The organism is Agromyces sp. NPDC058136, from assembly GCF_042884375.1.
Classification (GTDB): domain Bacteria; phylum Actinomycetota; class Actinomycetes; order Actinomycetales; family Microbacteriaceae; genus Agromyces.
In genome coordinates this window covers 522,146-542,114 of record NZ_JBHVUA010000003.1, presented here as the reverse complement: position 1 = coordinate 542,114, position 19,969 = coordinate 522,146, and the positions used below count along the sequence as shown (strand labels likewise).

At 71.7% G+C, this 19,969-nt stretch carries 23 protein-coding genes and 2 pseudogenes; 16 read left to right on the top strand and 9 right to left on the bottom strand.

The features are described from left to right. Positions 1 to 693: pseudogene (locus ACFVTX_RS12050) on the bottom strand (hypothetical protein); the annotation flags it as partial. A 184-nt stretch (positions 694 to 877) separates the two neighbouring features. Between ACFVTX_RS12050 and ACFVTX_RS12045 the strand changes: the two are divergent. From ACFVTX_RS12045 to ACFVTX_RS12035, 3 genes are read left to right on the top strand one after another with little or no spacing between them, the layout of a single operon-like run. Next, positions 878 to 2,068 (top strand): hemin ABC transporter substrate-binding protein, encoded by a 1,191-nt coding sequence (locus ACFVTX_RS12045; RefSeq protein WP_386900325.1) that lies wholly within the window; start codon positions 878 to 880, stop codon positions 2,066 to 2,068. A 6-nt stretch (positions 2,069 to 2,074) separates the two neighbouring features. Next, complete coding sequence (locus ACFVTX_RS12040) at positions 2,075 to 3,199, top strand: FecCD family ABC transporter permease (protein WP_386900323.1); 1,125 nt, start codon at positions 2,075 to 2,077, stop codon at positions 3,197 to 3,199. Then, entirely contained in the window at positions 3,196 to 4,014 is an 819-nt protein-coding gene (locus ACFVTX_RS12035; RefSeq protein WP_386900322.1) for a heme ABC transporter ATP-binding protein, read from the top strand. Before ACFVTX_RS12040 ends, ACFVTX_RS12035 begins: the two co-directional genes overlap by 4 nt. Positions 4,015 to 4,164: 150 nt before the next feature. On the opposite strand, the gene ACFVTX_RS12030 is transcribed toward ACFVTX_RS12035, so the two are convergent. Together ACFVTX_RS12030 and ACFVTX_RS12025 are read right to left on the bottom strand one after the other, a co-directional pair. Then, complete coding sequence (locus ACFVTX_RS12030; protein ID WP_386900321.1) at positions 4,165 to 5,238, bottom strand: epoxide hydrolase family protein; 1,074 nt, start codon at positions 5,236 to 5,238, stop codon at positions 4,165 to 4,167. 49 nt (positions 5,239 to 5,287) lie between these two features. Then, a complete protein-coding gene (locus ACFVTX_RS12025; RefSeq protein ID WP_386900319.1) occupies positions 5,288 to 5,668 on the bottom strand; it encodes a sterol carrier family protein in 381 nt (126 codons plus the stop codon). A 40-nt stretch (positions 5,669 to 5,708) separates the two neighbouring features. On the opposite strand from ACFVTX_RS12025, the gene purD reads away from it, so the two are divergent. The 4 genes from purD (at position 5,709) to ACFVTX_RS12005 (ending at position 9,012) form a co-directional block, all read left to right on the top strand. Beyond that, the gene (purD, locus tag ACFVTX_RS12020) at positions 5,709 to 7,052 is read left to right on the top strand and encodes a phosphoribosylamine--glycine ligase (RefSeq protein WP_386900317.1); all 1,344 of its coding nucleotides are present in this window, start codon (positions 5,709 to 5,711) and stop codon (positions 7,050 to 7,052) included. Positions 7,053 to 7,086: 34 nt separating this feature from the next. Further along, complete coding sequence (locus ACFVTX_RS12015; RefSeq protein ID WP_386900315.1) at positions 7,087 to 8,040, top strand: phosphoribosylaminoimidazolesuccinocarboxamide synthase; 954 nt, start codon at positions 7,087 to 7,089, stop codon at positions 8,038 to 8,040. Between the two features lie 170 nt (positions 8,041 to 8,210). After that, complete coding sequence (locus ACFVTX_RS12010) at positions 8,211 to 8,585, top strand: helix-turn-helix transcriptional regulator (RefSeq protein ID WP_386900418.1); 375 nt, start codon at positions 8,211 to 8,213, stop codon at positions 8,583 to 8,585. Between the two features lie 10 nt (positions 8,586 to 8,595). Then, positions 8,596 to 9,012, top strand: coding sequence for a VOC family protein (locus ACFVTX_RS12005; protein WP_386900313.1), 417 nt, complete (start codon positions 8,596 to 8,598; stop codon positions 9,010 to 9,012). 246 nt (positions 9,013 to 9,258) lie between these two features. Here the strand turns inward: ACFVTX_RS12005 and ACFVTX_RS12000 are convergent, their stop codons facing one another. The 3 genes from ACFVTX_RS12000 to ACFVTX_RS11990 form a co-directional block, all read right to left on the bottom strand. Continuing rightward, complete coding sequence (locus tag ACFVTX_RS12000; protein WP_386900311.1) at positions 9,259 to 10,089, bottom strand: hypothetical protein; 831 nt, start codon at positions 10,087 to 10,089, stop codon at positions 9,259 to 9,261. Next, positions 10,065 to 10,640: a hypothetical protein gene (locus tag ACFVTX_RS11995; protein ID WP_386900309.1), complete on the bottom strand. Its 576-nt coding sequence runs from the start codon at positions 10,638 to 10,640 to the stop codon at positions 10,065 to 10,067. The genes ACFVTX_RS12000 and ACFVTX_RS11995 overlap by 25 nt, the downstream gene beginning before the upstream one ends. An 81-nt stretch (positions 10,641 to 10,721) precedes the next feature. Then, entirely contained in the window at positions 10,722 to 11,642 is a 921-nt protein-coding gene (locus ACFVTX_RS11990; protein ID WP_386900307.1) for a DMT family transporter, read from the bottom strand. Positions 11,643 to 11,795: 153 nt separating this feature from the next. On the opposite strand from ACFVTX_RS11990, the gene ACFVTX_RS11985 reads away from it, so the two are divergent. From ACFVTX_RS11985 to ACFVTX_RS11975, 3 genes are all read left to right on the top strand, one after another. Further along, entirely contained in the window at positions 11,796 to 12,638 is an 843-nt protein-coding gene (locus ACFVTX_RS11985; protein ID WP_386900416.1) for a VOC family protein, read from the top strand. A gap of 29 nt (positions 12,639 to 12,667) precedes the next feature. Beyond that, complete coding sequence (locus ACFVTX_RS11980) at positions 12,668 to 13,360, top strand: MOSC domain-containing protein (RefSeq protein WP_386900305.1); 693 nt, start codon at positions 12,668 to 12,670, stop codon at positions 13,358 to 13,360. A gap of 103 nt (positions 13,361 to 13,463) precedes the next feature. Further along, a complete protein-coding gene (locus ACFVTX_RS11975; protein WP_386900304.1) occupies positions 13,464 to 14,045 on the top strand; it encodes a response regulator transcription factor in 582 nt (193 codons plus the stop codon). On the opposite strand, the gene ACFVTX_RS11970 is transcribed toward ACFVTX_RS11975, so the two are convergent. Then, positions 14,042 to 14,332, bottom strand: coding sequence for a hypothetical protein (locus ACFVTX_RS11970; protein WP_386900302.1), 291 nt, complete (start codon positions 14,330 to 14,332; stop codon positions 14,042 to 14,044). The genes ACFVTX_RS11975 and ACFVTX_RS11970 overlap by 4 nt on opposite strands. An 11-nt stretch (positions 14,333 to 14,343) precedes the next feature. Beyond that, positions 14,344 to 14,526 carry a hypothetical protein gene (locus ACFVTX_RS11965; protein WP_386900301.1) on the bottom strand — a complete coding sequence of 61 codons (183 nt, stop codon included), beginning with the start codon at positions 14,524 to 14,526 and terminating at the stop codon, positions 14,344 to 14,346. Positions 14,527 to 14,628: 102 nt separating this feature from the next. Between ACFVTX_RS11965 and kynA the strand changes: the two genes are divergently transcribed. The 4 genes from kynA (at position 14,629) to ACFVTX_RS11945 (ending at position 18,282) form a co-directional block, all read left to right on the top strand. Then, on the top strand, positions 14,629 to 15,495 hold the full coding sequence (kynA, locus tag ACFVTX_RS11960) for a tryptophan 2,3-dioxygenase (RefSeq protein WP_386900299.1): 867 nt from the start codon (positions 14,629 to 14,631) through the stop codon (positions 15,493 to 15,495). Position 15,496: 1 nt separating this feature from the next. Further along, positions 15,497 to 16,537, top strand: a complete 1,041-nt coding sequence (locus ACFVTX_RS11955) for a hypothetical protein (protein ID WP_386900298.1) — start codon at positions 15,497 to 15,499, stop codon at positions 16,535 to 16,537. A 32-nt stretch (positions 16,538 to 16,569) separates the two neighbouring features. Further along, on the top strand, positions 16,570 to 17,793 hold the full coding sequence (locus ACFVTX_RS11950; protein WP_386900415.1) for a kynureninase: 1,224 nt from the start codon (positions 16,570 to 16,572) through the stop codon (positions 17,791 to 17,793). Positions 17,794 to 17,919: 126 nt separating this feature from the next. Beyond that, positions 17,920 to 18,282, top strand: a complete 363-nt coding sequence (locus ACFVTX_RS11945; protein ID WP_386900296.1) for a hypothetical protein — start codon at positions 17,920 to 17,922, stop codon at positions 18,280 to 18,282. Between the two features lie 18 nt (positions 18,283 to 18,300). Here ACFVTX_RS11945 and ACFVTX_RS11940 read toward each other — a convergent pair whose 3' ends face one another. Then, a complete protein-coding gene (locus ACFVTX_RS11940) occupies positions 18,301 to 18,732 on the bottom strand; it encodes a DUF1304 family protein (RefSeq protein WP_386900294.1) in 432 nt (143 codons plus the stop codon). A gap of 143 nt (positions 18,733 to 18,875) precedes the next feature. Between ACFVTX_RS11940 and purS the strand changes: the two are divergent. Both purS and purQ read left to right on the top strand, forming a co-directional pair. Continuing rightward, positions 18,876 to 19,109, top strand: a pseudogene (purS, locus tag ACFVTX_RS11935) (phosphoribosylformylglycinamidine synthase subunit PurS); the annotation flags it as partial. 116 nt (positions 19,110 to 19,225) lie between these two features. Beyond that, positions 19,226 to 19,924 (top strand): phosphoribosylformylglycinamidine synthase subunit PurQ, encoded by a 699-nt coding sequence (gene purQ, locus ACFVTX_RS11930; protein ID WP_386900292.1) that lies wholly within the window; start codon positions 19,226 to 19,228, stop codon positions 19,922 to 19,924. The last annotated feature ends 45 nt before the right edge of the window (positions 19,925 to 19,969 follow it).

Genomic DNA, 19,969 nt, shown 5'->3' with positions numbered 1-19,969 from the left:
GACCTGCTCCAACGGGACATCCGAGCACAACGTCAGATACATCGCCTGCGCCGGGTTGTAGTTCTTGCCCGACACCGTCACCGTCTCACCCTCGGCCGCAAGATCGACCGACTTCGACATGGTCAGCGCGGGCTTCACCGGGTCGACGGGGTCAACCGGGTCGACGGGATCCACGGGGTCCACCGGGTCGACGGGATCCACCGGGTCGACGGGATCGACCGGTGCGGGGGCGTACGCCAGCTTCGTGGCGGTGTCCTGGCTGAGGTCGCCCATCATGCCGCCACCGTGGGCGCGCGAGGTGAACACCGCGAGCTCGGCGTCGCCGACCGCGGGCACGGTGAGCTGCAGCTCGAACGAGCCGTCGGCGGCCATGGGCGCGCGCGTCGCAGTCGACTCGAGGCCGGTCGCGACCCACACCGTGCCGCTCTCGGCGATGCCGGCCGAGTAGAACCCAGTGGCCGAGGCCGGCCCGATGCCGAGGTACACGCCGGTGCGGTCGGCCGTGAAGCCCGTGCCGGTGACGGTCACGGTGCCGCCCTCGCGCGGCGCCTCAGTGACGGTGACCGAGGGGCCGCTGTCGGCGAGCGCGGGTGCGGCTGCGGTGAGCGAGCCGCCGAGCGCGAGGGCGAGCGCGACGAGGCCTGCGAGCCAGCGTCGTCTCGGAGGGGTGGGCGTGGTCGACGGTGTCTTCACGACGCGGTCCTTCTGGGCAGGGGTGACCGCTCGCACCGTCGGCGCGTCGATCGAGGGATGGGGGCGGCCCGTGGCATCCCTCGCGCGAAACGGGCTGCGAAGTTAGCTTAGGCTTAGCTAAGAAGCTAGATGCCGCATTCTCCCGATGTCAAGCCAGAACATAGGTAAGGCTAACCTCAAGTCGATGGTCCCTCCGAATCCCGCCTCCGTCGTGACTCCGAAGCGCCCGCCGAGCACCCGGCGGGCGCTGCGCGCGCGCCTCGCGGCGACGGCACTGCTCGCTGCGAGCGGCCTGCTGCTGAGCGGCTGCGCCGCTCCGGCGTCGGCCGGCGGCGCTGCAGGCACGACCGAACCCGAGTGCGTCGGCACCGAACTCCCGTTCGGCGAGCTCGAGCTCACCGCGCACCCCCGCGAGTTCGAAGGCCCCTCGACCGCGTGCCTCGCCGACGCGACCCTGCCCGTGGTCGACGTCGACGAGCAGCCCGAGCTGCCGGTGACGCTCACCGACGCGAGCGGCGCCGAGGTCACCATCGAAAGCGCCGACCGCGTGCTCGCGCTCGACATCGCCGGCACCCTCGCCGCGACCGTGCACGGCCTCGGCCTGGGTGAACTCCTCGTCGGCCGCGACGGCTCCACCGGCTTCGCCGAGGCGGCCGACCTCCCCGTCGTGACCCACGACGGCCACTCGATCAGCGCCGAGGCGATCCTCGCGCTCGACCCCGACCTCGTCATCACCGACACGACCCTCGGCCCCCGCGCCGTGCTCGACCAGCTCCGCGACGCGGGCATCCCGGTCGTGACGACGACCCGCGAACGCAGCGTCGACAACGTCGACGAGATCATCACCGAGGTCGCCGCCGCGCTCGGCGTGCCCGCCCGCGGCGAAGCCCTCGCGACCCTCGTGGGCGACGAGCTCGAACGGGTGAACGCCGAGATCGCCGCCGCCATCCCCGCCGACCCGGCCGAGCGGCCCCGCACGCTCTTCCTCTACGTGCGCGGCGACGCGAACGTCTACTACCTGTTCGGCGAGGAGTCGGGCGCCGACTCGCTCATCGACGCGATCGGCGGCTTCGACGTCGCCGAGGAGATCGGCTGGGTGGGCATGCGGCCCATCACCGCCGAAGCCCTCGTCGAGGCTCGCCCCGACCTCGTGCTCGTGATGTCGGGCGGGCTCGAATCGGCCGGCGGCGTCGACGGGCTGCTCGAACGACTGCCCGCACTCGCCTCGACCCCCGCGGGCGAGCACCGCCGCTTCGTCGACATGGCCGACACCGAGATCCTCGGATTCGGCCCTCGCACGCCGGCCGTCGTCGAGGCGCTCGCCCGCGCCGTCTACGCGCCCGCGCAGTCGGGCCCCGCGGATGCCACGGAGTAGCCCCCGATGACCGAGACCGCCGTCGCACGCGGTACCGACGGGCATGCCCGTCCCGGACCCCGCACCACCACCACCACCACCACTGCACCCGCGCCGCGCACGCCCCTTCGCCGCGGCATCCTCATCGCCGTGCTCGCGATCGCCCTGCTGGCCGCGACCCTCTGGTCGGCGGGCAGCGGGCAGTTGCAGATCCCGCCGGGCGAGGTGTGGGCCTCGATCCTCCGCGCGCTGGGTGTCAGCGACTCCCCCGAGGTCGTGCCGAACGCCGACTCGGCGCTCTGGACCATCCGCTTCCCCCGCGTCGCGATGGCGATCCTGATCGGCGCAGCCCTCGCCGTCGCGGGCACCGTCATGCAGGCCGTGTTCGCGAACCCGCTGGCCGAGCCGGGCGTCGTCGGCGTCTCCTCGGGCGCCGCGCTCGGCGCCGCCGCGTCGATCGTGCTCGGCTGGACGGCGTTCGGCGAGTGGGCGACCGCGGGCGCCGCATTCGCCGCGGGGCTCGCGACGACCCTCATCGTCTACTTCGCGAGCCGCGCCGGCGGGCGCACCGAGGTCGTCACGCTCGTGCTCACGGGCATCGCGATCAACGCCTTCGCGGCGGGTGTGCTCGCGCTCTTCACCTTCCTCGGCGACACGCAGTCGCGCGAGGAGATCGTGTTCTGGCAGCTCGGTTCGCTGAACGGCGCCCGCTGGAACGAGGTCGTCGTCATGCTGCCGCTCATCGTGGCGGGCGTCGCGATCTCGCTCGTGCTCGGTGGCAAGCTCGACCTGTTCAGCCTCGGCGAGCGCGGCGCCCGCCACCTGGGCGTGCACGTGGAGCGGGTGCGGATCGTGTCGATCGTCGTCGTCGCGGTGCTCACGTGCGCGGCCGTCGCCTTCGCCGGCATCATCGCCTTCGTCGGGCTCATCGTGCCGCACCTCATGCGCATGGTCATCGGCCCCGCACATCGCCCGCTCATCGTCGCGGGAGCGCTCGGCGGCGCGCTGCTGCTCGTGCTCGCCGACCTCTTCGCGCGCACGGCGGTGCCGATGGCCGACCTGCCGATCGGCATGCTCACCTCGCTCGTCGGCGGGCCGTTCTTCTTCTGGCTGCTGCGACGCACGCGCAAGCGCTCGGGAGGCTGGGGATGAGCGGCACCGCGACGACCACGACCACGACCACGGCTGGCCCCGCGACCATGCCCGCCCTCGAGGCCCGCGCACTGTCGGTGCGCATCGACGGCGCGACCCTGCTCGACGGCGTCGACTTCGGCGCGAGCCCGGGCCGTGTGCACGCCCTCATCGGGCCGAACGGCGCGGGCAAGTCGACGCTGCTCGCCGTGCTCGCGGGCGATCGCCGCCCGAGCGGGGGGTCGGTCGTGCTCGCGGGTCGCGAACTCGCCGACTGGCCGGTGCGCGAGCTCGCCCGCGCCCGCGGGGTGCTCACGCAGGAGCACCAGGTGACGTTCCCGTTCCCGGTGCGCGAGGTCGTCGAGATGGGCCGGCACCCGTGGGCGCGCACGCCCGCCGCCGAGGACGACGACGCGGTGGTCGAACGCTCGATGGCGGCGACGGATGTCACGCACCTCGGCATGCGCACCGTGCCGTCGCTCTCGGGGGGCGAGCGAGCCCGCGTCGCGCTCGCGCGCGTGCTCGCCCAGCAGGCGCCGATCATGCTGCTCGACGAACCGACCGCGGCCCTCGACCTGCGGCACCAGGAGGACGTGCTGCGTCTCGCACGCGACCGCGCCGCCGCGGGCGACACCGTCGTGGTCGTGCTGCACGACCTCAACCTCGCGGCGGCCTACGCCGACGACATCACGCTGCTGCACCGTGGGCGGGTCGAGACGAGCGGCGCCCCCGCAGAGGTGCTCACGGCCGAACGCATCGAGGCGGTCTACGGCCAGTCCGTCGAGGTGATCGCGCACCCGAGCACGGGCGTGCCCCTCGTGCTGCCGGTGCGCTGACCGGAGCGCGGGCTCGGAGCAGCGGGTTCCGGACTGCCCGGCCCCCATCTCGATCGGTCGAGGAGCGAAGCGTGTCGAGACCACCCGAGTGGCCTCGATACGCACTCCGCGCTACTCGACCGACGTCAGCGGGATGCCGTGCACACCGCGCTACCCCACCGACCGCATGAACGCGACGAGCTCCTCGGCGACGAGCGCCGGCTCCTCGAAAGCGAGGAAGTGGCCGCCGCGCCCCGGCGCCGAGTACTGCCGGAGGTCGCTCGCGGCCCGCTCGGCGATCGACCGCGGGAAGAACTCGAACGGCGGCTCGCTGCTCAGCGTGACGGCGACCGGCACGGTGATCGTGGGGCGCGGCGGGTTCTCGGGGTAGTCGAAGTACTGGCGGAACGAGGTGCCGATCGACTCCGTCACCCAGTACAGGGTGAGCAGTTCGCACAGCGCGTCGAGGTCGAACCGCGACTCGAGGTCGCCGCCGCAGTCGCTCCAGGCGCGCAGCTTGTCGACGATCCATGCCGCGAGCCCGACCGGCGAGTCGATCAGGGCGGCGGCGATCGTGTCGGGCCGGGTGCCCATGATGTCGCTGTAGCCCGAGTCGGTCTCGTCGCGCTCCTCGTCGGCGTCGAGGAAGGCCTGCTCCTCGGGCGTGATCGGCGAGGCGTCGAAGTCGGCGGGGAACGGCCCGTGGATCATGTGCACGCCCGCGACCTCGGCGGGATGCATCGCCCCGAGCCAGCTGCCGACGACCCCGCCGATGTCGCCGCCGAACACGAAGTACCGCTCGTAGCCGAGCGTCTCGGTCATGAGCGAGTGGTACCGCTCGGCCATCGCCGCTCGCGTCAGCGGCCCCTCGGGGAGCTCGGACCAGAGGAACCCCGGCAGCGACGGGATGACGACGTCGACGTCGAGCAGCTCGGCGAGCGGCAGCATCTCGAGGAAGCTGCTCGGCCAGCCGTGCGCGAGCAGCACGGGCGGGCGGCTCGCATCGCGGCGCAGGTGCACGAAGTGCTGCCCCCGGTCGATGAACTGCGGGTAGGCGTTCAGCCGTCGCTCGGCCGCGGGCCAGTCGAAGCCGTGGGCCCAGTGGTCGACGAGGGTTCGGAGGAAGACCGCGTCGGGGCCGGCCTGCCACGCGGGCGCGCTCGGCGCGCTGAATCGCGAGCGCTCGAGCCGTGCTCTCAGGTCGTCGAGCACGTCGGGTCGGACGGCGATGGTGAAGGGTTCCATCCTCGGATGCTACGGGCCACCCCCGACGCGGACGATCGACCCGGGCGACTCAGGCGACCGGCACGAGCCCGTCGAGGTCGGCGCGCTGCCCCGAGGCGTGCGCCTTGCCGCTGGCTCGCGCCTCCGACCACGAGAGGCGGCCGGTCGCCAGCGCGAGCCACGTCGAGGCATCCGTCTCGATGACATTCGGCGGCGTACCGCGCGTGTGCTTGGGCCCTTCGACGCACTGCACCGCCGCGAACGGCGGCACGCGCACCTCGAGGGTGCCGCCGGGGGCGCGCTCGGCGAGCAGCTGCAGCGAATAGCGCACCGCGAGGGCCACCGTCGAACGGTCGAGGGATGCCGCGGGGTCGCGGCCGTCGGCCGCCACCGCCTTCACCGTGACGAGTGCCGCCTGTCCGATGTCGTCGCCGATCCTCACGCGTGCCATGCCCCCATTCTCGCAAGTCGCGATCGGGTAGCCTGAGGCGGTGAGAATCCTCGTCCTCGGCTCGGGCGCGCGCGAGCACGCCATCATCCTCGCGCTCCTCGAAGAGGAGGCGGGGCACGAGATCGTCGCCGCCCCGGGCAACGCGGGCATCGCGGCATCCCCCACCTCATCGGCACGCGGCAGCGTGACGACCGTGGCGCTCGACGCGAGCGACCCGCGCCTCGTCACCGACTACGCCCGCGACAACGGCATCGACCTCGTCGTCGTCGGCCCCGAGGCACCGCTCGTCGCGGGGGTCGCCGACGCGGTCCGCGACGCCGGAATCCCGGTGTTCGGGCCGGGCAAGCGGGCCGCCGCGCTCGAGGGCTCGAAGACCTTCGCCAAGCGCATCATGGAGGAGGCGGGCGTGCCCACCGGGCGCGCGAAGCTCATCGCCGAGCTCGACGAGGTCGCCGCGACGCTCGACGAGTTCGGCGCCCCGTACGTCGTCAAGGCCGACGGCCTCGCCGCGGGCAAGGGCGTGCTCGTCACCGAAGACCGCGACGCCGCGCTCGCGCACGCCGCCCACTACCTGCAGCAGGGCCCCGTGCTCGTCGAGGAGTTCCTCGACGGGCAGGAGGTGTCGCTGTTCCTCCTCTCCGACGGCGAGCACGTGCTGCCGCTCTCGCCCGCACAGGACTTCAAGCGCCTCCGCGACGGCGACGCCGGCCCGAACACGGGCGGCATGGGCGCGTACTCGCCGCTGCCGTGGCTCGGCGACGCGGTCGACGGCCGCGGCGGCCGCTTCGGCAGCGAGCAGGCGTTCGTCGACGAAGTGATCGAGACGATCGCCCTGCCCACCGTGCGGCAGCTCGCCGCCGAGCAGACCCCGTTCATCGGCCTGCTCTACGCCGGGCTGATCCTCACCTCGCGCGGCATCCGCGTGATCGAGTTCAACGCCCGCTTCGGCGACCCCGAGACCCAGGTCGTGCTGCCCCGGCTCGAGACCCCGCTGTCGGCTCTGCTGCTCGCGGCGTCGACGGGCGGGCTCGGCGAGCTCGAGCGTCCCGTGTTCAGCCCTTCGGCGGCCGTCACGGTCGTGCTCGCGAGCGAGGGCTACCCCGAATCCCCCGAGACGGGGCGCGCGATCGAGGGGCTCGACGCCGCGGCATCCGTGCCGGGTGTGCACCTGGCCCACGCCGCGACCGCCGTCGGCGCCCTGCCCGACGACGCCGTCGCGGGCGACGATGCGCCGCTGCTCTCGACCGGCGGGCGCGTGCTCAACGTCGTCGCCGTCGGCGACGGCTTCGCCGAGGCGCGACGCCGTGCGTACGACGCCCTCGGACGCATCCGCCTCGACGGCGGGCAGTACCGCACCGACATCGCAGCGCGCGTCGCCGAGTGACGGCAAGCCGAACGACCGAGCGCGAGGAGCGATCATGACCGACACCGGCGAACTGGCTGGCTGGACCCACGTCTACTCGGGCAAGGTGCGCGACCTGTACGTGCCGACGAAGCTCATGACCGACGACGACAGCTGGACGGGCGACCCGCTCGCCACCTCCCCCGTCGTGCTCGTCGTCGCGAGCGACCGCGTCAGCGCCTACGACCACCTGCTCGAGCCCGCGATCCCCGGCAAGGGGGCGCTGCTCACCTCGCTCACGCACTGGTGGTTCGACCAGCTTCCCGAGGTGCCGAACCACCTCGCGCACCCGCTCGACGACCGCCTCGAGGCGCTCGAGCTCCCGCTCGTGCCGGCCGAGGTCGCCGACCGGGCGACGCTGTGCCGCACGCTCGACATGTTCCCGGTGGAGTGCGTCGTGCGCGGCTACCTCACCGGCGGCGGCTACAAGGAGTACATCGAGACGGGGGCGATCGGCGGCATCCCGCTGCCCGAGGGCCTCTCGAACGGCGACCGCCTGCCCGAGCCGATCTACACGCCCGCGTGGAAGGCGCCGCTCGGCGAGCACGACGAGAACGTCAGCTACGAGCGCACCGTCGAACTCGTCGGCGAGGTCGTCGCCGAGCAACTGCGCGCCCTCTCGCTCGACATCTTCACCCGCGCGTCCGCGATCGCGGAGGCGCGCGGGCTGATCCTCGCCGACACGAAGTTCGAGTTCGGCGCCGACCGCGCGACCGGCATCGTGACGCTCGCCGACGAGGTGCTCACGAGCGATTCGAGTCGCTATTGGGATGCCACGGCGTACGCCACGGCCGCGACGCCCGAGCTGCGCATGGCGAGCTTCGACAAGCAGATCGTCCGCGACTGGTTGAGCGCGAACTGGGATCAGGAGGCGTCGGAGGTGCCGCCGACACTCCCCCACGAGATCGTCGAGCAGACGGCGGCGCGCTACCGCGAACTCCTCGAGCGGCTCGAGAACCCCACCGTCTGAGTCTCGCCTCCGGTGCTCGAGGAGCGCCGACGCGTCTCCCTCCGGTGGTCGAGGAGCGCCGCCGCGAAGCGGCGACGCGTCTCGAGACCATCCCGCCACGCGCACGGCTGTGCAAGAGTGGTGACGTGAACCTCGACGACCTGGTTCGGTTGCGGCGCGCCCGCGACACGATGGATCGCGACTACGAGCAGCCGCTCGACGTCGAGGCCCTGGCACGCGTCGCGCTGATGTCATCAGGGCACTTCTCGCGCAGCTTCCGTGAGGCGTACGGCGAGACGCCGTACAGCTACCTGATGACGCGTCGCATCGAGCGGGCGAAGGCGTTGCTGCGACGCGGCGATCTCAGCGTGACCGAGGTGTGCTTCGCCGTCGGCTGTACCTCGCTCGGGTCGTTCAGCACCCGGTTCACCGAGCTCGTCGGCGAGAGCCCGAGCGCCTACCGTGCGCGGTCGCACGAGGCGGCGGCACCGATCCCGGCGTGCATCGTGAAGGTGCAGACGCGACCCGTCAGAAATGGAGAAGCGGGCCAGGTCTCGCCTCGGTAGCGTCGGGGTCATGGACATCTCACTCTCCCAGTGCTTCATCGCCGTCGACGACCACGAGACCGCGATCCCCTTCTACCGCGATGTGCTCGGCCTCGAGGTGCGCAACGACATCGCCTACGAGGGGATGCGCTGGGTCACGATCGGCTCGCCGTCGCAGCCCGACGTCAACATCGTGCTCGAACCGCCGATCGCGGACCCGAACGCAACGCAAGCCGACAAGGATGCCGCGGCGCAACTGCTCGCGAAGGGGCTGCTGCGCGGGGTGAACTTCACGACCTCCGACGTCGATGCGACGTTCGAGGCGATCCGCGCCGCCGGTGCCGACGTGCTGCAGGAGCCGATGGACCAGTTCTACGGGGTCCGCGACTGCGCGTTCCGCGATCCTGCCGGCAACATGCTGCGCTTCAGCCAGCCCTCGGCTGGTTGAAGCCCCGCCGATTGAGGAGCCCGACGCGTCTCGGGCCCGCTACGAATCGAAGTGACACGTCTGGTCGCTCTGCCGAGTGCAGAGCGACCACTCCTGTCATCTCGGCCGCAACTCCGCTGGTTGAGGAGCGCCGACGCGCAGCGGCGACGCGTCTCGAAACCACGTGCCCGGAGTCCTGAGATCGGGTCACCCGGTTTCGAGACGCGGGCTCCTTCGTCGCTCGCTCCTCAACCACCGAGAGCCGGGTCAGCAGCCGGGGCCGTCGGGGTACTGGATGCAGTCGCCCTTCGTGAGGACCGTGTCGACCTCGCCCACCAGCACGCGCTGCGGCACTCCCGACACCGACAGGGTGCCCGCGACCGGCACCCAGCCCGACCCCGCGAAGCGATACTCCGCCGCCAACGCCACCTCGAGCGTCACCGTGTACTCGCCCCGGTCGACATACACATGACTCGTGGCCGTCTCGCTGAACTCACGCACCCCGAGGGCCGCCCAACTCGCGCCGGGCCCACCGTTCGCCACGACGGCACCGTCGCTGTGCGCCCACCGGAACCCGACCGGGGTGAACCGCACCTCCGCCGGCTGCCCCAGCAACGTGCCCGACACCACCTGCACCGGCACCTCGGCCACGAAGTTCGCCGGCAGTCCCACGATCGCCCACCCCGACGGCTCCATCACCCCGGCCGGCACCGCCGGACGGAACGACGCGAGATCCCGCAACGACACCACGGCCGGCGCCCCGGGCACCACCGGTGCCGGCGTCACCGGCAACCGGGCACACGCCCCCTGGAAGTTCGCGTCGCACAGCCGCGCCCAATCCCCGCTCGACCACAGCTCAAGCGGCCCGGGCGGCGGCAACTCCACATCAGACTCGCCGCTGCCCTCGTCGATCGAATCCGAAGAGTGTTCATCTGGAGTCGGCTTTGTCCCCGCGTCGAGCTTCGTCGTGCCGTCATCACTGTGCTGACCAGTGATGTAGTCGATTTCGTTCGCGGAAGCGGATGCAACGCCGAGTCCAACGATGGCGACGCCCCCGAGAACGCTTGCGATGACTAACAGAAGTCGTCGCCGGGCCACGTCTCAGAACCTGTCGGAAGCAAGGTAGCGGGATTGTCGGTGGCAGAGATGAGTTTGACCTGCAGTGGTCGGCGATCAACGCGGTCGGCAGGGGTGACATCCGCCCCACTCGCGTCCATCACTCGAACTCCGGACGCGTCGAGACATACGTAGATCGAGACTTCTGCGCCCACTCCCGCCTCGTCGCGGTACTGAACGAGCTTGAAATGGTCAGCAGTCGATGCACCCGAGGTCCTTGTGCCACTCGCGCGGAGTCTCTCAAGAGAGGCCTCCAGCTCAGCGGCATAGTCCTCAGCCGCTACCTCACGGATCCTCTGGGCGTTCTCGCCACCGGCTCCTGTGAGTTGGTCGACGACGGCAAGGTACTTCTCATACGCCTCCACCGCCGCCGCGAGCGCCTCGTCATCCGACGCGAAGATCGGCGCGGCACTCTCGCTCGGCCTCGGCTCGGTCGACGGATCGGGCTCGGGCCCGCTCGTGCAGGCGCTCAGCGCGACGACCACCGCACCGGCTGCGGCGAGCGCGGCGACGCGCGTACGAAGAAGGGACATGGCGACCAAGCTAGACGAATCGTCCGCGTCGGCGCGGCGGTTCTCCACAGCTCGGGAGTGCGAACGAGCCGAGGGCCCGGTTCAGACCCGCTCCTCGAGCGGCGCAAGATCGGGATCGTCACCGGCACCTCGGCGGCGAAGCCCGCCGCGCTGCGCCCCGGCCCCCGCGAGCACGACGAGCACCACGCCGGCGGCCTGCCACACCGACGGCACCTGCTGCAGCACCAGGAGCCCGAGGAGCACCCCGAAGGCGGGTTCGAGCGCCATGAGCGTTCCGAACGCGGTGTGCGTCATGCGCCGCAGCGCGAGCATCTCGAGCCCGAAGGGGATGACGGGGGCGAGGAGCGCGAGCCCTGCGGCGACGAGCAGGAGCCGCCAGTCGAGGTGCCCGACCACCTGCGGCACGCCGATGAACGTCGTCGCGATCGCGGCGATGGGGATGGTGATCGAGAGTCCGCTGATGCCGGAGAAACGGTCGCCGACCCGCTGCGTGAGGAGGATGTACACCGCCCAGCCGAGCCCCGCGAGCGCAGCGAAGCCGACGCCGACGAGGTCGATCGCACCGTGCCACGGCTCGGTGAGCAGGATGACCCCGGCGAGCGCGAGCACCGGCCAGACGAGCATGCGCCGGTTGTGACTGCGGATCGCGGCGACGGTGAGCGGCCCGAGGAACTCGATCGCGACGGCGGTGCCGAGCGGGATGCGGTCGATGGCCGAGAGGAACGCGACCATCATCATGCCCGTCGCGAGCCCGAGCCCGAGCAGCGGGAGCACGTCGACGCGGCGGATACGGCGGAGCGGCGGCCGCGCGATGAGCACGAAGAACACCGCGCCGAACGCGAGACGCAGCCAGGCGGTGCCCGCCGCACCGAACTGCTCGACGAGCGGCACCGACAGGGCGGCCGCGGCCTGGATGAGCAGCATCGAGGCGACCGCCATCGTCCACGGCGGCACCCGCTCGATCGCGCGGCTCGGGCCGGTCGGCTGGGGCTCGGCAGACATGGGTTCCCTCCGGTGGTTCAAGAAATGATACGAGCCGGATGCCACGACTTCGGCCCGCGGGGAATGGTTTCGCCGTGGCATCCGTTAGTATTAGTTGTGCTTACAACTAATGGCGCACCCGAGGGCGCCGGACTCCTCGCGGCCGACACCGGAATGGGTGCGGTGACGCTGCGCGTCGCCGACCTCGACGGCATGATCCGTTACTACCGAGACGGCGTGACGCTCGAGCTCCTGAGCCACGACGGCCCGGTCGCCGTGCTCGGGCGCGGCACCACCCCGATCGTGATCCTGCAGCACGCCCCCGAGCTCAAGCACGCGTCGCCGCGCGACGCGGGGCTCTTCCACACCGCGATCCTCCTCGACACGCGACAGGCGCTCGCCACCGCGATCGCCTCGGTCGCCACCCGCTACCCCGGCACCTTCACCGGCAGCGCCGACCATCTCGTGAGCGAGGCCTTCTACTTCACCGACCCCGAGGGCAACGGCGTCGAGCTCTACTTCGACCGCGACCGCTCCACCTGGAGCTGGACCCACGGCACCGTCGAGATGGCGACCATCTACCTCGACCCCAACGGCTACCTGCACGAGCACCTCGGCGAGACCGGGACGGCCGCCGTCGCGAGCGGCACCGGGCTCGGCGACGCGGTCGTCGGGCACGTGCACCTCTCGGTCGGCGACGTCGCGAGCGCCCGAGAGTTCTACGTCGACCGGCTCGGCTTCGAGACGACGGCCGAGATGGGCGACCAGGCGCTGTTCGTCTCCGCGGGCGGCTACCACCACCACATGGCGATGAACACGTGGAACAGTCGTGGCGCAGGCAAGCGCGGGCTCGCACTCGGGCTCGGCAAGGTCGAGATCCTCGTGCCGACCGCCGACGACCTCGGCGAACTCGGCGAGCGCATGGCCCACTTCAAGGTCGGCACCCGCGACGACGGCCGCACCCTCGCGTTCGACGACCCGTGGGCGAACCTCGTCGAGGTGCGCGCGGCGCAGTAGCGACCCGCGCACCCGGGTAGGCTGCCCCGATGAGCACGCTGCGTTCGATCCGCCGGTACCCCGTGAAGGCGATGGGCGGTGAGTTCCTCACCGAGGTGCGGCTCGATGCGCGCGGGCTCGTCGGCGACCGCAAGTTCGCCGTCGCCGACGACGACGGCAAGTTCGCCTCGGGCAAGAACACGCGGCGGTTCCGCCGGCGCGACGCGGTGTTCGCGTATGCGGCGTCGACCGGGGCGGATGGCTCGTTGCGGGTGCAGCGCGAGGCATCCATGTGGCTCGTCGGCGAACCCGAGCTCGATGCCGACCTCAGCGAGCTGATGGGCGCGAACGTCCGCGTCATTCCCGAGGGCGACGTCTCGATGCAGGACGGCGGGCAGATCTCGATCATCGGCACCGCCTCGCTCGCGTGGTGCGCCGAGGAGTTCGGCATCGACGCCGACCCGCGTCGGCTGCGCGCGAACCTCGTCGTCGAGACCGACGAGCCCTTCGTCGAAGAGACGTGGCTCGGCCGCGAGATCACCGTCGGCGACGCCCGGCTCCGGGTCGTCGAACGCATCGAACGGTGCCGCACGGTCGACGTCGCACAGGACGGCACGAGCGCAGAGGGGCGCCTGCTGAAGCCGCTCACGAAGGCGCGGGAGATGTCGCTCGCGGTGTACGCCGAGGTGGTCGAGCCCGGCACGCTGCGCGTGGGCGACGCCGTCACCCCGGTGGTCGAGTAGCGACCCCACGGAGAGGATTCCTGCGAATCGGCAACCATTGCGGGGCATCCGGACATATCTCTTCTGAGCGGTCGCGCACGCCGACCGCCGCGAGGAGGCCCCCATGCACGACGACCGCAGTGATCTCAGGGCCCTCGTCGTGTCGCCGCGCCGCATGATGCGCATCGCGCTCGCGAACCTGCTGCACGCGCAGGGACTCGGCGCCGTCGGCGAAGCCGCCGGGTACACCGAGGCGATCATCGCCGCCGACGCAGACCGCGTGCACCTCGTCGTCGTCGACCTCGAACTGGCGACCGAGCACGGCGGCCGCTTCCTGCAGGAGCTGCGGGCGACGAGCGGCGGCCCCGCCGTGCTCGCCCTGCACCGCGGCGCCGCCCCCGCCGCGACGGGGCACGATCGCGGCATCCGCCTGCTCGACCCCGAGGCCTCGCCGGCCGAGCTCGCGCACGCCGTGCAGTCGCTCGGCGCGGGGCGCGGCGCCCGACACCTCCCCTGCCTCACCCCGCGTCAGCAGGAGGTGCTCGCGCTCGTCGCGCGCGGGTACTCGAACGACGAGATCCGCCGCGAGCTCGTCATCGGCATGTCGACGGTGAAGCAGCACGTGCGCGACATCTTCGCGCGGCTCGGGGCGACGTCGCGGCTCGAAGCGGTGAACCGGGCCCGCGCGAGCGGGGTCGTCGTCTAGTCGTCGACGACCGCCGGGCGGCTGCGGCCGCCGATCGCCGCGACGAACTCGTCGAGCTGCGGCTTCTGGTCGACCCCGACGGTGAGCGACATGAACGAGGCCATCGCGAGCAGCACCTCGTACGTATCGGGACGGCCGCGCTTGCCGGGCCGGAGCCTGACGTCGATGCTGCGATACGTCGAAACGGGGTTCCGCGCCACCTCCTGCAGACCGTCGTGCCGGAACTTCGCGACGCTCGCGCCGTCGAAGAGCAGCCGTTCGCCGTTCGCACCCTTGACTTCGATCATCGGTCCGGTCCTCAGAAGTTCCGGCCCTGGCGGCTGTCGAAGGCGTTCTCGACTCCTTGGAGGACGGCGCTGAGGTCGCCGGTCACGGCGACGCTCACCGCCGCGAGCACGACGACCACGGCGAGGAGGCCGAGCACGATGTACGTCGACGTCTTGGGCCGACGTCGAGCGGAGACGGCAATCGATCTGTTCATGCCGACGACGCTATCGACGCCGCCCGCCCCACTGATGAGCAACGATTACTCAGCTTCGCGCTGCGATGTACCCGGCCGCCGGGCCGCGGTTAGGCTTGCCGGGTGAGTCAGCACGAGGGCGTCGAAGCCAACACCCGCACCATCGAGGCATCCGTCGTCACCGATTTCAGCGATCGGATGAGCTACGGCGGCTATCTCGACCTGCCGACGCTGCTCAGCGCGCAGCGCCCGATCTCGCGGCCCGAGCACCACGACGAGCTGCTGTTCATCATCCAGCACCAGACGACCGAGCTCTGGCTGAAGCTCGTGCTGCACGAGCTCGAGACGGCCCGCGATCTGCTGCGCGCCGACGAGCTCGGCCAGGCGCTCAAGTGCGTCGCCCGGGTGAAGCACATCCAGAAGACCCTCACCGAGCAGTGGTCGGTGCTCGCGACCCTGACGCCCGCCGAGTACGCGCAGTTCCGCGGAGTGCTCGGCAATGCGAGCGGGTTCCAGTCGTTCCAGTACCGCGCGGTCGAGTTCGTGCTCGGCAACAAGAACGCGAAGATGCTGCAGATCTTCGAGTCGGATGCCGCGGCCACGGCCCTGCTGCGGCACGCGCTCGAGTCGCCGAGCATCTACGACGAGTTCCTGCGGCTGCTCGCGCGTGCCGGCTACGACATCCCCGCCTCGGTGCTCGAACGCGACGTCACCCTCGCGTGGACGTTCACGCCCGAGCTCGTGCCTGTGTTCGCCGAGATCTACGGCAACACCGCCGAGCACTGGTCGGCGTACGAGACGTGCGAGGAGCTCGTCGACCTCGAGGACAACTTCCAGCTGTGGCGGTTCCGCCACCTGAAGACGGTCGAGCGCATCATCGGCTCGAAGCCGGGCACGGGCGGGTCGAGCGGGTCGCCGTTCCTCAAGCGTGCACTTGAACTCACCTTCTTCCCCGAGCTCTACGCGGTGCGCACCGAGATCCCCGGCTGAGATGAGCACCGACCCGCACGACCTCGACCTCGGCCCGCTCGCGCGCCGAGCACGGCGATCGCTGAACGGCGAGCACGCGGGCGAGGTCGGCGTCGTGCTGCCGCCCCTCATCGACCACCACGTGCACCTGATGCTCGTGGGCGCCGAGTCGCTCGCGGGCGGTGATCTCGCCGGCGTCGTCGACCTCGGCGCACCGCCCGAGCTCGTCGCACAGGCCGCCGGGCGCGAGGGCCTCCCCCGCATCGCGCACGCCGGCGCGTTCGTCACCGCCCGGGGCGGCTACCCGAGCGGGCGCCCGTGGGCGGCGCCCGGCAGCGTGCGCGAGATCGAGCGCGAATCCGCCCCGGCGGCCGGGCATGCCGCCGACACGCACCGTGCACTGCCCGGCCCCGTCGCCGCGGCGGTGCAGGAGCAGCTCGCGTTCGGGGCATCCCTCATCAAGACCACCCTGCACGCCGATCACGGGCCGGTGCTCGAGCGCGACGCGCTCGACGGACTCGTCGCCGAGGCGCACGCCGCGGGCGTTCCGGTCGTCGCGCACGTCGAGGGCGCCGGCATGACCGCGCTCGCGATCGACGCAGGCGTCGACGCACTCGCGCACACCCCGTTCACCGAGCGGGTCGACGACGCGCTCATCGTGCGCGCCGTCACGGCGGGGCAGGTCTGGATCTCGACGCTCTGGATCAACGGCTACGGCGCCGGCGGCGCAGAGTTCGAATGCGCCGTCGACAACCTGCGCCGCTTCCGCGCTGCCGGGGGCCGAGTGCTCTACGGCACCGACCTCGGCAACGGCGAGCGCGAGCCGGGCGCCGGGCTCGGCGTGCACGCCGCCGAACTCGCCGCGCTGGTCGAGGCCGGGCTCGAGGCATCCGAGCTCATCGCGGCCCTGACCGACCCGTGGCCGCACGCCGCGCGCGACGACTGGGCCCTCGACGGTGTCGCGAGCTTCGTGCCGGGCGCACCGCCGACCACCGACGATTCCCTGCCCGACTGGCTCGCGCACGCACGCGTCGTGCCCGCCGACGACCTGGAGCTGATGTGACCCTCGACCCGAACCTCGCCTTCGCCCGCCGCATGGACCGCGCCGACGGGCTCGCCCACTACCGCAAGCGCTTCGTCGGCGCCGAGACCGACCTCGTCTACTTCGACGGCAACTCGCTCGGCCGTCCGCCCGTGTCGGCCGTCGAGCGCGTCGAGCGGTTCCTCCGCGAGGACTGGGGCGGCCGCCTCATCCGCGGCTGGGACGAAGCGTGGCTGCAGCTGCCCACCGAGATCGGCGACCGCATCGGCCGTGCCGTCATCGAGGCGAAGGCCGGGCAGACCATCATCGGCGACTCGACGACGGTGCTGCTCTACAAGCTCGCCCGTGCCGCCGTCGACGCGCAGCTCGCCCGCGACCCCGCCCGCCGCGAGATCGTGATCGACACCGACAACTTCCCGACCGACCGCTACATCGTCGACGGCATCGCCCGCGAGCGGGGCATGCGGCTGCGGTGGATCGATGTCGACACCTCCTCGGGCGTCACCCCCGAGCAGCTCGCCGAGGCGGTCGGCCCCGAGACCGCGCTCGTCGTCGTCTCGCACGTCGCGTACCGTTCGGCGTACCTCGCCGACGCCCCCGAGCTCACCCGCATCGCGCACGACGCCGGCGCGCTGATCCTCTGGGACCTCTGCCACTCGGCCGGCTCGGTGCCCGTGAAGGCCGACGCCTGGGGATTCGACCTCGCCGTCGGCTGCACGTACAAGTACCTCAACGGCGGGCCCGGCTCGCCCGCGTTCGCCTACGTGCGCGACGACCTGCAGACCGCGCTCGAGCAGCCGATCCAGGGCTGGTGGGGCACGAAGGACATGTTCACGATGGGGCCGTCGTACGAGCCCGTTCCCGACATCCGCCGCTTCATCAGCGGCACGGCGCCCATCGTCGGGATGCTCGCGATGGAGGAGACCCTCGCGATGATCGAAGAGGCCGGGATGCCGCAGCTGCGAGCCAAGTCGGTCGCGCTGACCTCCTTCGCGATCGCACTCGCCGAGGAGTGGCTCGCGCCGCTCGGCGTGACCCTCGCCTCCCCCGCCGACGCCGAGGAGCGCGGCGGCCACGTCACCCTGCACCACGACGCCATGCGCGAGGTCACCGCACGCCTCTGGCAGCGCGACGTCATCCCCGACTACCGCGACCCCGGCGGGCTCCGCATCGGCCTGTCGCCGCTGTCGACGAGCTTCGAAGAGGTGCACCGCGGCCTGGATGCCACGCGCGTGGTGCTGCGCGAGGTGCTCACCGAGCGGGCGGGGCTGGCGTAGGGCATCTGCTCGCGGCATCCGCCCGCCCTAGCAAGCGCAGACCGGCCGGGCAACCCCCTCGCCCGAATCGGCTCGCTCGGAGGCGGCGCGCGTAGCATGGCGCATCATCTCTCGAAGGGAGACGTCATGACCGGCACCGAACGGAACATCGACGACGCCGTCCTCAAGGCCCGCCAGGCGGCCGAGCGCGCCGCGGATCGGGCGAGCGACGCGGCCGAGGAATTCGGCGACGAAGCCGGCGAGCGGGTCGAGGACGTCGCCGACGCCGTCGGCGACGTGATCCGCGACGTCCGGGACGCCGCGAGCGACGCGGTGGAGAACGTCGCCGCCCAGGCGAATGCCGCGGCGTCGGGCGCCCGCGAGTCGCTCGACGAGGGCGTCGCCTACGTGAAGGCGCAGTACCGCGATCGCCCCGGCGTCGTCATCGCGGTGGGCGCGATCGCACTGCTCGCCCTGGGACTCGCGATCAAGGCGCTCACGCGGCGCTGACCGCCGCGCTCACGCGGTTCACACCGCGGCGGTCGACGCGGCCCTGGCCTCGGCGGCCGCCCGTCCGCGGCGGTCGCCGAGCACGATCGCGAGGATCACGGCGAGCGCGAGTCCGAACTCGAACACCGCCGAGAGCCACAGCTCGGGGGCGGTGATCACGAGCGAGACGCCGAGCACGAGGTGCATCGCGGAGATCGTCAGGATGATCGCCCGGCCCGCGACCGCCTGCGAGCGGTGCACGAGGACGAGCGCCACGACGATGGCGAGCCCCATCAGCATGTTGTAGACGCCGACGTTGCGCGTCCACAGTGCGACGGCGTCGTACGAGTCGGGATCGATGAGGAAGATCGGGTACAGCTCGGGGCTGCGGTAGAAGAACGATTCGAGCACGCCGACCGTGATGAGCGTCAGCGCCTCGAGGGCTGCGAGTACCTGCGCGACGGGTTTCATGTGCGGATCCTCGTCGCCCCCGGCCTCGGCCGCATCGAGGCCTTCCCCGCCCCCGGGGGTGCGGACAGCCCGCAACCGGGAGGCGGTCGACCGCAGGCTAGAATCGAAGCATCCACACCCTCGACACCGGACGGAGAACCGCGGTGCCCACCATCGTCGTCGACGTGATGCCCAAGGCCGAACTGCTCGACCCCCAGGGGAAGGCCGTCGCCGGCGCCCTCAGCCGCACCGGCCACACCGCGTTCAGCGGCGTGCGCATCGGCAAGCGCTTCGAACTCACCGTCGACGGGCCCGTCGACGACGCGCTCCGCGCGAACGTGCAGCAGATCGCCGAGGAGATCCTCTCCAACCAGGTGATCGAAGACGTCGTGGGCATCCACTACGAGGTCACGAACGCCGAGCTCGCCGAAGAGGCCGCCGACGCCGCCAAGGCGTCGACCGACGGCTTCGACGCGCCCGCCGGCGAGACCCACTGAGCGCCGGGAGCGATCGCATGCGCATCGGCGTCATCACCTTCCCCGGCTCGCTCGACGACCGCGACGCGCAGCGCGCGGTGCGGCTCGCGGGCGGCGAGCCTGTCGCCCTCTGGCACGGCTCGCACGACCTCGAGGGCGTCGACGCGCTCATCCTCCCCGGCGGGTTCAGCTACGGCGACTACCTGCGCTGCGGCGCGATCGCCTCGCTCTCGCCGATCATGACCGAGGTCGTCGCGGCCGCGAACGCCGGCATGCCGGTGCTCGGCATCTGCAACGGCTTCCAGATGCTGACCGAGGCGGGCCTGCTCGAGGGCGGCCTCATCCGCAACGACCACGGCTCGTTCATCTGCCGCGACCAGGTGCTCACCGTGTCGAACACGTCGACCTCCTGGACGAGCGACTTCGAAGCCGGTCAGCAGATCACCATCCCGCTGAAGAACGGCGAGGGCGGGTTCATCGCCTCCGACGAGACGCTCGACCGACTCGAGGGCGAGGGTCGCGTGGTGTTCCGCTACGTCGACGTGAACCCGAACGGGTCGCTCCGCGACATCGCCGGCATCTCGAACGCCCGCGGCAACGTCGTCGGCCTCATGCCGCACCCCGAGCACGCCGTCGAGCCGGGCTTCGGCCCCGACACGGCTGCCGCGATGCGCTCCGGCGTCGACGGACTCGGCTTCTTCACGAGCGTCGTGCGCGGCGCGCTCATCGAGGCGTAGCCCCCCCCCGCACCAGTCGACGGCGGCCGGCCCCGGATTCGGGAC

Coding starts and splice junctions, on each gene's coding strand:
- ACFVTX_RS12045 (WP_386900325.1), top strand. CDS start 878: ATGGTCCCTCCGAATCCCGCCTCCGTCGTGACTCCGAAGCGCCCGCCG.
- ACFVTX_RS12040 (WP_386900323.1), top strand. CDS start 2,075: ATGACCGAGACCGCCGTCGCACGCGGTACCGACGGGCATGCCCGTCCC.
- ACFVTX_RS12035 (WP_386900322.1), top strand. CDS start 3,196: ATGAGCGGCACCGCGACGACCACGACCACGACCACGGCTGGCCCCGCG.
- ACFVTX_RS12030 (WP_386900321.1), bottom strand. CDS start 5,238: ATGGAACCCTTCACCATCGCCGTCCGACCCGACGTGCTCGACGACCTG.
- ACFVTX_RS12025 (WP_386900319.1), bottom strand. CDS start 5,668: ATGGCACGCGTGAGGATCGGCGACGACATCGGACAGGCGGCACTCGTC.
- ACFVTX_RS12015 (WP_386900315.1), top strand. CDS start 7,087: ATGACCGACACCGGCGAACTGGCTGGCTGGACCCACGTCTACTCGGGC.
- ACFVTX_RS12010 (WP_386900418.1), top strand. CDS start 8,211: ATGGATCGCGACTACGAGCAGCCGCTCGACGTCGAGGCCCTGGCACGC.
- ACFVTX_RS12005 (WP_386900313.1), top strand. CDS start 8,596: ATGGACATCTCACTCTCCCAGTGCTTCATCGCCGTCGACGACCACGAG.
- ACFVTX_RS11995 (WP_386900309.1), bottom strand. CDS start 10,640: ATGTCCCTTCTTCGTACGCGCGTCGCCGCGCTCGCCGCAGCCGGTGCG.
- ACFVTX_RS11990 (WP_386900307.1), bottom strand. CDS start 11,642: ATGTCTGCCGAGCCCCAGCCGACCGGCCCGAGCCGCGCGATCGAGCGG.
- ACFVTX_RS11985 (WP_386900416.1), top strand. CDS start 11,796: ATGGGTGCGGTGACGCTGCGCGTCGCCGACCTCGACGGCATGATCCGT.
- ACFVTX_RS11980 (WP_386900305.1), top strand. CDS start 12,668: ATGAGCACGCTGCGTTCGATCCGCCGGTACCCCGTGAAGGCGATGGGC.
- ACFVTX_RS11975 (WP_386900304.1), top strand. CDS start 13,464: ATGCACGACGACCGCAGTGATCTCAGGGCCCTCGTCGTGTCGCCGCGC.
- ACFVTX_RS11970 (WP_386900302.1), bottom strand. CDS start 14,332: ATGATCGAAGTCAAGGGTGCGAACGGCGAACGGCTGCTCTTCGACGGC.
- ACFVTX_RS11965 (WP_386900301.1), bottom strand. CDS start 14,526: ATGAACAGATCGATTGCCGTCTCCGCTCGACGTCGGCCCAAGACGTCG.
- ACFVTX_RS11955 (WP_386900298.1), top strand. CDS start 15,497: ATGAGCACCGACCCGCACGACCTCGACCTCGGCCCGCTCGCGCGCCGA.
- ACFVTX_RS11950 (WP_386900415.1), top strand. CDS start 16,570: ATGGACCGCGCCGACGGGCTCGCCCACTACCGCAAGCGCTTCGTCGGC.
- ACFVTX_RS11945 (WP_386900296.1), top strand. CDS start 17,920: ATGACCGGCACCGAACGGAACATCGACGACGCCGTCCTCAAGGCCCGC.
- ACFVTX_RS11940 (WP_386900294.1), bottom strand. CDS start 18,732: ATGAAACCCGTCGCGCAGGTACTCGCAGCCCTCGAGGCGCTGACGCTC.
- purQ (WP_386900292.1), top strand. CDS start 19,226: ATGCGCATCGGCGTCATCACCTTCCCCGGCTCGCTCGACGACCGCGAC.